This is a genomic window from Leucobacter massiliensis, assembly GCF_002982315.1.
GTDB classification, from domain to species: domain Bacteria; phylum Actinomycetota; class Actinomycetes; order Actinomycetales; family Microbacteriaceae; genus Leucobacter; species Leucobacter massiliensis.
In genome coordinates, this window is record NZ_MWZD01000015.1 from 83616 (window position 1) to 96328 (window position 12713).

Here is a 12713-nt window from a genome sequence, read left to right on the forward strand (position 1 = left end):
TCTGATTCAAGGCTCCCGTCATCAGTTCAATGTTGCGTATAGTTCGCGGAACACGAACATCTCGAGTGACCATTGTTCCGATGAGCGTAAGCAAAGCTGCAAGATCGCACACTTCCACCACACTCTGAAACGCTGGCTCGCCGGGAGTGCTGGATTCCGCGCGATTCCCCGAAGATCGGAAAAGCCCCGCGCTGCGGGGCTTTTCAAGGGTGGATCTGAGGGGAATCGAACCCCTGACCTTCTCATTGCGAACGAGACGCGCTACCAACTGCGCCACAGACCCTGACAGCGACCCACTCTAGCAGGATCGGCCACTCAACACGAAATTCCCGTGGCGTGACTCCGGGGGCGGGACGCGATCCCGACGGGCACTACACTGTGCCCGTGCACCCCGCGATCTGGCTCTCGCTGCTCACCACCTCGGTCGTCATCAGCCTGACGCCCGGCGCGGGCGCGGTGAACACGATGTCGAACGCGCTCTCCGTGGGCTGGCGGCGCTCGCTCTGGGGGGTGCTCGGGCAGCAGCTCGCGCTGCTCGCCTACATCCTGATCGTGGCCGCGGGCGTGGGCGTGATCGTCGCGAGCAACCCGGTCGTGTTCACCGCGATCCGCTATGCGGGGGCCGCGTACCTCGTCTTCCTGGGGCTCCGGCTGATCCTTTCGCGGCCGAACCCCGCCGCGCCGAGCGAGGTCGAATCGGGGTACCGGGGCGAGAGCGCATGGTCGCTGCTGCGCCGAGGATTCTGGGTGAACATCCTCAACCCCAAGGCGGTCGTGTTCTTCCTGGCGTTCGTCCCGCAGTTCGTCCGCGCAGACGAGCCGCTGCTGCCGCAGTACCTCGTGCTGATCGGCACCATCGTGGGCGTCGACATCCTGGTGATGTGGTTCTTCTTCGCGGTGGCGGCGAGGCCCTTCCGCCGGTACGTCTCCACGCCGCGCGGCCAGCGGATCCTCAACCGCGTCTTCGGGGGCCTGTTCATCGCGATGGCGGCGCTGCTCCTCTTCGTGCACTGACCGCACGGCGGTCCGGCAGGGACAGGATCCCGGCCGGAGCGGGATCCCGGCGAGAACAGGATCCCGGAGCAGGATCCCGGCCGGAGCGGCGCCCCGGTGGGGGAATGCCGTCGCGCGCAGCCGAGCGGTGTCGTAGGCCCCGTGGGACTCGAACCCACGACCCGCGGATTAAAAGTCCGATGCTCTACCAACTGAGCTAGAGGCCCGCGGACACCGATTCTAGCGGTTCCGCGGCGACCACGGTGACCACGGTGACCGCGGTGACGCCACGGCGACCGCGGTCACCGCGGCCACCGCGGCGACCGCCGCCGCCGCGCCTCGCGGATTCACCGCGTGAGGGGCTGCGGCGACTCGGTGGCGCCCGGGGAAGCCTCGGGGCGGATCCGCAGGGCCTCGACCAGGCGGGCGTACAGCCCGTTCGACCGCAGGAGCTCGGCGTGCGTGCCGCTCGCGCAGAGCTGGCCGTGGTCCATGACGAGGATCCGGTCCGCGTCCATCACGGTGGAGAGCCGGTGCGCGATGGTGATGACCAGGGTGTCCTCGGAGATCGCGGCGATGGCGCTCTGGACCGCCGCTTCCGTCAGCCCGTCGAGCTGGGCGGTCGCCTCGTCGAGCAGCAGCACCTCGGGCGGGCGGACGATGGCCCGTGCGACGCCGATCCGCTGGCGTTGCCCGCCGGAGATGCCGGTCGAGCTGACCGGTTCGTCCAGTCCGCGGGGCAGCGCCTCGACCATTCCGCGGAGCCTGACCGCGTCCAGGGCCGCCCACAGTTCCGCGTCGCTCGCCTCCGGGAAACGGTAGGCGAGGTTGTAGCGGATGGTGCCCGCCAGCAGCGGCGTGTCCTGTTCCACGTAGGCGATCCGCTCCCGGATCGAGCGCAGCGACAGCTTGGAGTAGTCCGTTCCGCACATGCGGATGCTCCCCGCGTCGGGGTGCGAGAACCCCAGGATGAGCGAGAACAGGCTCGTCTTGCCGGCGCCCGAGGGGCCGACGACGGCGAGGCGGCCGCGCTCGGGGAGCGACAGGCTCAGCTCCTCGACGGCGGGGCGTGCCGTTCCCGGATAGGTGAAGGTCACGCGATCGAGCTCCAGCGTGGGTGCGCCCGGCCGCCGTGCGGCGGCGTCCTGGCCGGTGTCGGTGTCCTCGGCTACGATGTCCTCGGTTTCGCGGATCCGCGCGGCGGCCGCCGAGCCTGCCTGGAGCTCCGACACGTACATCGTCAGCGAGCTCACCGGCTCCACGAGCTGGAACGCGTAGAGGAGGAACGCGACGAGCGTCGAGATTTCGAGCGCGCCCGCGCCGATCCGCCAGGCGCCGATCGACAGGATCACGAGGATGCCGAGCTGGATTCCCGTCGACGCGATCGTCCAGGCCAGGGCCTCGGTGCGGTTCGCCCGCTTGCCATGCCGGCGCGACTCGTCGGCCTCGTCGAGGATCCGTTGTTCCTCGGTGCGCTCGGCGCGCGCGGCCTTCACTGTCCGGACCGCGCGAGAGACGCTTTCGAGGATCGTGCCGAGCCGGCCCACGGACTCCTGGGCGCGCTGCTGCGCCGCGCCGATCCGCGGCATGAGCCGGCCCACGAGCGCACCCACCACGAGGACGCAGCCGAGTGTCAGGGCGAAGAGCACGGGGTCGAGCATCGCCATCAGCGCGAGCGCCCCGATGAGCGCGATGAGCTCGTTGACGATGTTCACCAGCGCTGACGATGTCGCCTCCCGGAGGAGGACGGTGTCCGAGGTGACGCGGGTGACGACCTCGCCGCTCGGCCGCGACTGCAGATCGGGGATGCGCCCGCGCAGGAACCTGCGGATCAGGAGCTTCCTCACCGAGTAGACGACGTCCTCAGCGAGGTTCCCCAGCAGCACCGCCTGTGCGAAGCCGAATCCTGCGCCGAGCACGACGAGCCCGAGCAGCACGGCGATCGGCCAGGCGACCTCGCCGGAGGTGCCGACGGCGTCGAGGATGCGCTTGGCGACGAGCGGGGTCGCGAGCGCGGCCGCGGTGGTGCCGAGTCCGAGCAGGAGGCCGAGCGCCAGGCGGCCACGGTAGGGCCGGACGAAGTACCACAGCGTGCCGAGGTTCGGCAGCCGCGGCTCGTCGCGGGTGACGGGCGGCGGCACGGCGCCGTGCTCCGGTGCGGGCGGGGGCGGTGTAGTGGTGGTCATCGCAGGCAGGCTATCCGCGGGCGTTAAGCCCCGGATAAGCGGGCGCTGCCCCGGCGCAGCTCGCGCGTTAGGCCCCGGATCGACGCGCGCTGCCCGGGCGCCGCCTCGCTCGGTGGGCCCCGGGCCGGCGCGCGCTGCCCGCGCGCCGCCTCGCGCACTGGCGGCTTGCGCGCAGCGGGCCCTTACCCGGCACATATCCCGATCCGGATAATGGACACCATGCAGCAAACCTCCGCGGAGCCCTCGATCCGGGTGCTCATCGTCGATGACGAGCCCAACCTCCGGCACCTGCTCTCAGCGGTGCTCGGCCGGCAGGGCTGGGAGGTGTCGGTTGCCGGGACCGGTCACGCTGCGATCGAGACCGCGCGCCGGGTGCGTCCCCACCTGATCGTCCTCGACGTCGTCCTGCCCGATATCGACGGGATGCAGGTGCTGCGCGCCATCCGCCCGGAGCTCCCGGAGAGCATGGTCCTCTTCCTCACGGCGAACGGGACCGTCGCGAATCGCATCAGCGGGATCGCGGCGGGAGGCGATGACTACGTCACGAAGCCGTTCAGCGTCGAGGAGGTCGTGGTGCGCCTGCGCGGCCTGCTGCGGCGCAGCCCGATGCTGATGGCCGATGCTCCCACGCCGATCCTCGAGGTCGGCGATCTGAGACTCAACGAGGACAGTCACGAGGTGAGCCGAGGGGGCGTCGACATCCGGCTCACCGCGACCGAGTTCTCGCTGCTCCGCTTTCTCATGCTCAATGCCGATCGCGTGCTCAGCAAGGAGCAGATCCTGGACCGGGTGTGGGAGTACGACTTCGGGCGCGAGTCGAACATCGTCGAGATCTACATCTCCTATCTCCGCAAGAAGATCGATCGCGGGCGCCCGCCGATGATCCACACCCTCCGCCGGGTGGGCTACATCCTGCGTGCGGCGCCCCCGGAGGAAACCGCGGAAGCGCCCCCGGAGGCAGCCCCGGAAGCGGCGCCGCGGTGAGGCGCGCCGCGCGGAGGATGCGCAGCACCCGGGGTCGCCTGCTTGTCGTCGTCACCGGCCTGCTTCTCTCCGCCCTGGTGCTGCTCGGAGCGACCTCGGTCGTGATCCTGCGGGAGAGCCTCGTCACGCAGGTCGAGTCGACGGCGTACCTCTCGAACGAGAGCGTGCGCAGCCGGGTCGAGACGACGCTCGACGAGGACGGCGGCCTGCCGCCCTTCGACGACCTCTCGATCGTGATCCCGCCGGACGGCTTCTTCTTCGTGCTCGAGGGGCGCACCCCGCGCCTGACGGCGTTCTTCACCCGCGACTACGACTTCCGGCGCCTGTCCCGGGCCGAGATCGCGGAGCTTCGGGATCAGCCCTTCGTGCTGGACGGAACGCGCACGGTGACGCTCGGGGTGCACGGGAACTATCTGGTCACCGCGAGCACCGTCGAGGGACCGGAGGGGACCCGGTACACCGTGGTCACGGGCGTCGGGCTCACGGACACCGACGACATCATCACGATCTATGTCCTCTGGACGACGCTGGTGGGGCTCGTCGTGGCCGCGCTCGCCGCGCTGTTCGGGTATCGCCTCGTCTCGCGCGAACTGGATCCCCTGGAGCACGTCGCGCAGATCGCACAGCAGGTCGCGGCGACGCCGATGTCCTCCGGTGCGGTTGCACCGCAGGGCCGGGCGCCGCGGGATCCGCGCCTGCGCGGCTCGGAGGCGGACCGGGTCGCTCTGGCGTTGAACCTCCTGCTCGACCACGTGGAGTCGTCGTTCAATGCGCGCCACCGGGCGGAGGAGTCAATGCGGCGCTTCATCGCGGAGGCGAGCCACGAGCTGCGCAATCCGCTGGCGTCGATCCGCGGCTATGCGGACTTCTACGCGCAGCCGGGCGCGGACCCCGACGAGATGGCGAACGCCCTCGGCAGGGTCGGCTCCGAGGCGAAGCGGATGAGCGCCCTCGTCGACGATCTGCTGCTCCTGGCCCGCCTCGACGCGGACCCGCGGATGCGGCACGAGCCGGTGGATCTCACGCAGCTCGTGCTGGAGACGGTCTCCGACACGCGCTTCGCCTTCCCCGAGCACGGGTGGAGGATGGCGTTGCCCGATGAGGAGGTGATGACGACGGGCGACGAGGACGCGATCCGTCAGATCCTGCTGAACCTCGTCGGCAATGCCGGGCATCACACCCCCGGGGGCACGAGCGTGCGCGTCTCGCTCCGCCAGGACGAGGGGGAGATCGTGCTGGCCGTGGAGGACGAGGGCCCCGGGATCCCGGCTGAGGCGATCCCGACGCTCTTCGACCGCTTCACCCAGGCCGGCGGTGACGCGGGAGTGACCCGGAAGTCGACGGTGGGCCTCGGTCTCGCCATCGTGCGGGCCCTGGCGGACGCCTCGGGCTACTCGGTGAGCGTGGAGTCGGATTCGAGCGGGACCCGCTTCGCGGTTACGATCCCGCGGCTCCCGCCGGCCGAGGGGCCGTCTCCCGATCCGGCCGGCTGACCCCGGTGAAGATCCAGCGCCGGTAGAGGACGAAGCGGGCGGCGGCGCCGAGGAGCAGGCCGACGACGTTCGCCGAGATGTTGTCTGCGAGGGCGGAGCGGAGTCCCAGCAGGACGTGCGACACGAAGAGGCAGGCGAGGGGGATGAGCATCGCGGCGATGCTCACTGCGAAGAAGCCGAGCGCCTCGCGCCCGGGGCGCTCCGTGCGCTGGGCGGCGAACGACCAGTAGCGGTTGCCGACCCAGTTCACGGCGATCGCGGCGACGGAGGCGAGCGCCTTCGCGAGGAGCACGGCCCCCGCGAAGGCCTCGGGGGTGAGGATGCTCGCCCGGAGCAGGTTGAAGAGGCCGACGTCGACGAGCAGGCCGATCATCCCGACGGCGCCGAAGGCCGTGAGCTGCCGGAGCAGTGCGGTGCGTCTCACTGCTGTTCCCAGCCGAGCTGCCCCGCGGCCCACACCAGGCCGTACGGCATGATCGTGCGGGCAGCCGTCCAGTTGTGGGCGAGGCCGGGGAGGACGCGCAGCGTGGTGGTCTGGCCCTGCGCCCGGAGCGCGTCCCGGATCTGGGTCGCCTCCTCGCTCGGCTCACCGTCCCCCTGCCCGAGGAAGATGCGCTGGGAAGTCGCGGACTTCCGGGCCGCGATCACTTCGAGGGGCGAGTTCTGCCGCAGTGCCTCCGGATTCTGCACGACCGACGGCGTGTACGGCTTCGTGTACGGCATGATCGACACGACCCCGCCGAACACATCCGGCCGGTGGAGCCCGTACAGCAGGGAGGCGAGGCCGCCGGCGGACATGCCGGAGATCAGCCGGTGTTCGGCGTCTGCGCGAGTCCGGAAGCGGCTGTCCGCCCACTGCACGACGTCCTGGGTGACGAAGGTCTCGAGCTGCGCCCCTCCGGGCCGGTTCAGCGGCTCCTGGTCGACGCGGTCGGCGCCGGCGTTGAGATCCGGTGAGACGGCGATGACGGGTGGGAGCTTCCCGGCCGCGATCAGGGTGTCCAGCACGTAGTCGATGCGTCCTCCGGCGAACCAGTCTGCGGCGCTGCCGGGCGCCCCGTGCAGCAGGTAGAGCACGGGGTACCGCTGCGTGTTACCGGGGGCGTCGTATCCGGGAGGGAGATAGACCCAGGCGCCGGTGTTCGGGACCTTCTCGGCGGAGGAAGGCACGGCGGTGAGGAAGGAGTAGCCGCGGCTGTCGGTCGTGACGCGCTCCCCGTCCTTCGGTCCGCCGTCCTCGCTCGCCTGCACCGCGCTCTCCGGAAACTCGGCCACGGGCGCGCGCAGCTTGTCGTCGACCCAGCGCTGGAAGGTGACGACGGAGGGGAAGTACCCGACCCAGGTGTTCACCCCGAGGGCGAGCGACACGACCAGCACGCCCGCGCCGAGCGTGCCCCAGCCTCCGGCGCTGAGCACGCGCCGGCCCCGGCTGCGGCTCTTCCTGAGGGCTCCTCGCACGGCGAGCACGATCACGGCGATCGCGATCAGCGCCGCGATGGCCGAGGGCCAGTACGTCGAGAGCAGGTCCGTCCCGGGATCCTGCAGGAGCGTCGGGGGCACCTCGATGGGGGCGTCCGGGTCCATGTGCTCCTCCTTCCGCCGGCACCCGCCAGACGGGGCGCTCTGTTTCGAGCCGGCGATCCGAGCGTACGAGGTCCGCGGAGCTCGGGAGCTGGGATCCGGGTGAAGTCATATCCGGCACTTCCCTCAGCGGTGGATCATTGCCTTCCAGCGGCGGGCAGACACGCCACGCCATGAGGGAAAGGACTTCGGGATGCACGCATCGCCGGTCGTTGCCGGAGCCGCGGGCGGGCCCGCGAGCACCATCGCACCAGAGCCCGTCCCCGCCGAGCGGGCCACCCCCGCAGCGGGGGGCGGCGCCCCCGGCGCGGGGCGGCCGCGCGGGCAAAGGCGCCGGGCGCACCCCCTTGCGGGCGTGCCCCTGTGGCTCGGGCGGGCGCTGCAGGTGGTGTCGGTGACGATGCTGCTGATCGCGTTCACCGACGTGGTGCTCCCCGAGGGCGTGTACTGGGCCGCCTCCTATTTCGCCGTGATCGGGCTCAGCCCGGAGCCGTTCGTCTTCAATGCGGTGCTCCTGTTCATCGTCGGGAGCGCGTCGAAGCGCAGGCTCCGCGGGGCGATGCTGTTCCTGATCGCCTTCGAAGTGCCGACGGTGCTGCTCCCCGTGGTGCAGCTGATCCGCTCCGACGACGGGGGAGCGGCGTTCTTCGAGAGCGGCGGGATCGTCGACCTGATCGCCGGGCTCGTCGCCGCCGGCGTGATCGCGCTGCTCGTGGCCGCGCGGGGCGAGTACTCCGCGCGGAGTGAGCCCGCCTCGTATCTGGGCGCGCTCGCGGTGTTCGTGGGGGGAGCCGGCGTCGCCGTGATGGTCGGCCACGTGCTCTCGGGGATGTTCCCGGTCCGGGACCTGACGACGTCGGAGCGGTGGTGGGCTTCCCTGCACGCGGCGACGGGCATTTCGCCGGGCGACTGGCTGCTGGGCGACCGCGCCAACGAGCTGGCCACGGGCGTCGAGCTCACGGTCGCGTCGCTGTCGGCCTGCGCGCTGCTCGTGGCGCTGTGGCTGCTGCTGCGCAGCGCGCGGCAGATGCGGCTGATCAGCGAGGCCGAGGAGCTGGGCGTGCGGCGGATCCTGCGCTCGAGCCGCACGGAGGACTCGCTCGGCTACTTCGCGACCCGGCGTGACAAGTCGGTCGTGTTCTCGCCCGACCGAAGCGCAGCCGTCTCGTATCGCGTCGTGAACGGCGTGGCACTCGCGAGCGGGGACCCGCTCGGCCCGGAGGGCCGGTGGCACGCGGCGACGAGCGAGTGGCTGCGGGTCGTGGAGGGCCACGGATGGCGCCCGGCGGTGCTCGCGGCGACGGAGCGGGGAGCCGACCACTTCGCCCGCCACGGCATGCGCGGGGCGGGGCTCGGCGACGAGGCGATCCTCATGATCGACGATCCGCTCCGGCACTCCGTGCTTCGCTCCCCGCAGTTGCTCGCCGCGCGCCGGAGGGCGAGGCGGGCCGGGTACACCGTGCAGATCCGGCGTCAGCGGGAGCTCTCGGCGGAGGAGCTGGTTCGGCTCCGCGAGCGGGCGGAGCGGTGGCGCGGCGCGGGGGCCGAGCGCGGTTTCTCGATGGCGCTCTCGCGCATCGGCGACCCCTGCGACGCAGACTCGCTGTGCGTGACCGCCCACGACAGCAGCGGCGAGCTCGCCGCACTGCTGATCTTCGTCCCGTGGAATCGCGACGGCCTCTCGCTCGACGTCATGCGGCGCAGCCCGGACGCGGTGAACGGCGTGAACGAGTTCCTGGTCTCGGCGCTCCTGTCCGAGGCGGAGCGGCTTGGGATCCGACGCGTCTCGCTGAACTTCGCGGTGCTGCGCGATGTGCTGGTCCGCGGTGCGCGCGTCGGTGCCGGCCCGCTGCTGCGCGCGCAGCGCCGCCTGCTGCTGCTGCTCTCGCTGCGCTGGCAGCTGGATTCGCTGCGTCGCTCCAATGAGAAGTACGCGCCGGAGTGGCGGCCCCGCTTCCTGCTGTGGTCGCGGCGCACCTCGCTCAGCGCGGTGGTGCTCGCCGTCGCTCGCGCCGAGGGCTTCGCCGGTTCGGACTGCGGAGGGTCCAGCGCCTCCGACCGGCCGCGCAGCCGCGCCTTCCTGGAGGCGCTGGAGTCCGAGCACGTGCAGGGCGAGGCGGCGGAGGAGCTGCCGGCGCCGGCCACCCCGCGGGCGGCCTCCGTGCTGGCGCTGCGGCACCGCGGCGTGGAGCCGTATCCGCCGTCCGTGCCGCGCACGCACGCGATCTCCGAGGTGCGCGGCGTGGACTCCGGCAGCGCCTCGGTCGCGGGGCGCGTCGTCGCCCGGCGCAGGCACGGAGGCATCGCCTTCATCGATCTCGTCGAGGATCACGTGCGGTTCCAGGTGATCGCGAGCGCGGATCGGACGGCCGGTTACCGCGAGCTGGTCCGGGCGGCACTGGGCGACATCGTCTCGGTGACGGGCGAGCTCGGCCGCAGCCGCTCCGGCGAGCCGAGCCTCTACGCGGTGAACTGGATGTACGCGGCGAAGGCGCTGCAGTCGCCGCCCGATCCGCGGACGGGACTGCGGGATCCGGAGGCCCGGACCCGGCGCAGGCACATCCACCTCGCGACTTCGGCCGAAGCCACGGAGCTGCTGCGCACACGCTCGCTCGCGGTCAAGGCCCTGCGGGATCGTCTGATCCACGAGGGCTACCTGGAGGTGGAGACCCCCATCCTCCAGCGCACCCACGGCGGCGCGAACGCGCGCCCGTTCCGCACGCACATCAACGCCTACCATCAGGATCTGTCGCTGCGGATCGCCCCGGAGCTCGCCCTGAAGAAGCTGATTGTCGGCGGGCTGCCGCGGGTGTTCGAGATCGGCCGCAACTTCCGCAACGAGGGTGTGGACAGCACCCACAATCCGGAGTTCACGGCGATGGAGGCGTACCGCGCGTACGCCGACTACGACGATATGCGGGAGCTGGCCGAGCGCCTCGTCAAGGACATGCTGAGCGTCCGCACGGGGTCGCCGTTGATGGTCGCCCCGGACGGGACGTCCTTGGACGTGTCGGCGCCGTGGCGGGCGGTGTCGGTCTGCGACGCGCTTACGGAGCGGATCGGCGTGCCGATCTCCGTGGAGCTGGGGGCCGAGTCGCTGGGCGAGATCTGCCGGGCCTTCGGCGTGCACGTCGGCGCTGAGGACACCGCCGGCGTGCTCATCGAGCGACTCTACGAGGAGCTCGTCGAGGGGCAGACCACCCTGCCGACCTTCTACACCGACTTCCCCTCGGACACCTCCCCGCTCGCGCGGCCCCACCGGCGGATCGAGGGGCTCTCGGAACGCTGGGACCTCGTGGCCTTCGGCATGGAGCTCGGCACCGCCTACTCGGAGCTGGCCGACCCGATCGAGCAGCGCCGACGGCTGACGCGTCAGTCGGTTCTGGCGGCCGGCGGCGACCCCGAGGCGATGCAGCTCGACGAGGACTTCCTCTCGGCGCTCGAGTTCGGCATGCCGCCGACGGGGGGCCTGGGGCTCGGCGTCGACCGGATCGTCATGGCCGGGACGGGCGCGTCGATCCGGCAGACGCTCGCCTTCCCATTCGTTCGATGACGGCCGTGGCCCGCCCGAGCAGCCACTCGAGCGGGCCACGGGGGAAGCGCCGCAGCCAGAGCACCGAGAACAGCATCAGGCCGAGGGTGAAGCCGAGGAGCATCAGGGGGCTCTGTGCTCCGCTGAAGGAGTGCCCGGTGGCGGCGGTGATGACAGCCATCGCGACGATGTGCGCCGCGTACACCGAGAGCACCATGGTGCCGAGGGGGGCGGCGAGCGTGACCAGGAGGCCGACGGCCCGCTGGCCCGCTGGCCGGCCGTTCTCCGCCCAGCGCGACAGTTCGCCGATGGGCAGCAGCACGGCGAGGAGCAGCAGGCACACGCCGAGGCAGCCGAGCACATCGGCCCAGCTGCCGGAGTGGGGTGCGGGCACGAGCAGCCACAGCCAGCTCCCGGTGTCGGTGACGCCGCTCTCGGCGAAGAAGCGGCGGGCGAACTGCTGTGCGGCGTCGCCGTCGGCGCCGGCGGGAAGGGTGTCCAGGATGCGCGCGGTGAGACCCCCGGAGAGGAGCAGGCCCGACAGCAGGTATCCGATGCCGATCAGCGCGGCGCCCGCCGCGGCGAGCCGCAGGCGGATCCGCTTCGACGACAGTTCGAGGCGGCCGACCCCGAGTCCCGCCACCACGAACGGCATCCACGTCATCGCCGGGTAGTCACCGGCCACGAGGGCGTCCCACAGGGCGTTGCCGGGCAGTGTGATGGAGCGCCGCAGCAGGAAGGACGCGGCTGGCCCGAGCACGGCCCAGGCACCGGCGACGATGAGCAGGGCCGGTGCGCCGAGCCGGCGCAGTGGCAGCACGAGGACGAACCACACGGCGAAGGAGGTGAGGATCACGACGACGGGGGTGCCCAGCCAGGTGAGGGCGAAGCCGCAGGCCGCGAGCAGCGCGGCCCGGATCAGGGTGGGGACGACGGCGGGCTGCGCGGCGCCGCTCGCGTGCGCGCGGCCGAGATTCAGCGAGAGTCCTGCGGCGAAGGCGAACATTGCGGGCATGCGGGAGTGGAAGATCTCCCACTCGACGTGAACGGTGCCGAAGCCCTCGCCGGGGGTCCAGGCGGCCGGGCCGACGTGGGCGACGAGCATGCCGAATACCGCGACGGCACGGAAGAGGTCCAGGCCGAGCAGCCGCCCTGATGCGCGCGGCGCCCGCGCCTCCGGGCGGCTCACGAGCCGCTCGCCGTCCGCGCCGCGCCCGCGTCGAGCGGTGCCCCGTCGCGGGGTGCCGCGTCCCGGCCGCCTGCCGGCGCGGGGAGCGCCGCGAGCGCGAAGGCGATGAGGCTGGCGCTCATGAGCAGCACCTGGATGCGCTGGAAGAACCCGCCGCCGTCGACGAGGCGCCCGTCGCTGCCGCTCAGCAGCGCGAGCACGCTCACGATCGCGGTGACGACGGCGAGGACGCCCGCGAGTGCGATGATCGCGGCCTTGGCACCGCCGCTTCGCCGGAGTGGCTCCCGTGCCGCGCAGATGGCGAGCAGGATCACCGCGCCCACCGCTGCCGCCACCGCCCCCGAGCTGCTCAGCGTGTGGATCTGGTGGGCGAGGCCCAGCTGGTTCGCGGCGTCCGCCCGAGCGCAGCTGGCGCTCACCGAGCTCGCGCACGCCATGGGGAAGAGGGCGTCGAGCATCGTGAGCAGCGCGAAGGCCGCGAGTGCCAGTGCGGCCGCCCGGCGCACCCCTCGGGTGCGGTTCAGCGCGCCCGTGATGAGGAGCGCGAGGAGGATGAGCGCGCCGCTCGTGAGGTCGAGGGCGCGGAACAGGGGCCCGCTCGGCTGGTCTGCCGCCGCGAGCTCGGAGAGGTAGGAGCTGGAGGGATCCAGCGGCGTGCCGGCGGCCAGCTCCCAGGGAACGCCCGAATAGGTGATCGCCGCGATGATGAGCAGAAGACGGCCCGCCGCCGTCCGAGGGTCTCTCCGCATGGGCTC

General features: G+C 71.8%; 9 protein-coding genes and 2 tRNA genes. 4 read left to right on the top strand and 7 right to left on the bottom strand.

Going from position 1 to position 12713, the window contains the following annotated elements:
* Positions 1–210: 210 nt before the first annotated feature.
* A tRNA-Ala gene (locus tag B4915_RS05745) sits at positions 211–283 on the bottom strand.
* Between the two features lie 101 nt (positions 284–384).
* Here B4915_RS05745 and B4915_RS05750 point away from each other — a divergent pair.
* Positions 385–1014, top strand: a complete 630-nt coding sequence (locus tag B4915_RS05750; protein ID WP_105804928.1) for a LysE family translocator — start codon at positions 385–387, stop codon at positions 1012–1014.
* Positions 1015–1147: 133 nt separating this feature from the next.
* Here the strand turns inward: B4915_RS05750 and B4915_RS05755 are convergent.
* Both B4915_RS05755 and B4915_RS05760 read right to left on the bottom strand, forming a co-directional pair.
* Positions 1148–1220 (bottom strand) — tRNA-Lys (locus B4915_RS05755).
* A 120-nt stretch (positions 1221–1340) separates the two neighbouring features.
* Positions 1341–3179, bottom strand: coding sequence for an ABC transporter ATP-binding protein (locus B4915_RS05760; protein ID WP_105804884.1), 1839 nt, complete (start codon positions 3177–3179; stop codon positions 1341–1343).
* 219 nt (positions 3180–3398) lie between these two features.
* Here B4915_RS05760 and B4915_RS05765 point away from each other — a divergent pair, with 219 nt between their 5' ends.
* A complete protein-coding gene (locus B4915_RS05765; RefSeq protein WP_105804929.1) occupies positions 3399–4163 on the top strand; it encodes a response regulator transcription factor in 765 nt (254 codons plus the stop codon).
* Positions 4164–4180: 17 nt separating this feature from the next.
* On the top strand, positions 4181–5656 hold the full coding sequence (locus B4915_RS05770; RefSeq protein ID WP_105804885.1) for a sensor histidine kinase: 1476 nt from the start codon (positions 4181–4183) through the stop codon (positions 5654–5656).
* Here B4915_RS05770 and B4915_RS05775 read toward each other — a convergent pair.
* Together B4915_RS05775 and B4915_RS05780 are read right to left on the bottom strand one after the other, a co-directional pair.
* A complete protein-coding gene (locus B4915_RS05775; protein WP_245907361.1) occupies positions 5601–6080 on the bottom strand; it encodes a GtrA family protein in 480 nt (159 codons plus the stop codon). The genes B4915_RS05770 and B4915_RS05775 overlap by 56 nt on opposite strands.
* Entirely contained in the window at positions 6077–7240 is a 1164-nt protein-coding gene (locus B4915_RS05780; protein WP_105804886.1) for an alpha/beta hydrolase, read from the bottom strand. Before B4915_RS05780 ends, B4915_RS05775 begins: the two co-directional genes overlap by 4 nt.
* A 190-nt stretch (positions 7241–7430) precedes the next feature.
* Between B4915_RS05780 and lysX the strand changes: the two genes are divergently transcribed.
* Positions 7431–10790 (top strand): bifunctional lysylphosphatidylglycerol synthetase/lysine--tRNA ligase LysX, encoded by a 3360-nt coding sequence (gene lysX, locus B4915_RS05785; RefSeq protein WP_105804887.1) that lies wholly within the window; start codon positions 7431–7433, stop codon positions 10788–10790.
* Here lysX and B4915_RS05790 read toward each other — a convergent pair.
* Positions 10732–11958 (bottom strand): DUF418 domain-containing protein, encoded by a 1227-nt coding sequence (locus B4915_RS05790; protein WP_105804888.1) that lies wholly within the window; start codon positions 11956–11958, stop codon positions 10732–10734. The two genes, lysX and B4915_RS05790, sit on opposite strands and share 59 nt — an antisense overlap.
* Entirely contained in the window at positions 11955–12707 is a 753-nt protein-coding gene (locus B4915_RS05795; RefSeq protein ID WP_105804889.1) for a DUF998 domain-containing protein, read from the bottom strand. Before B4915_RS05795 ends, B4915_RS05790 begins: the two co-directional genes overlap by 4 nt.
* Positions 12708–12713 lie beyond the last annotated feature (6 nt).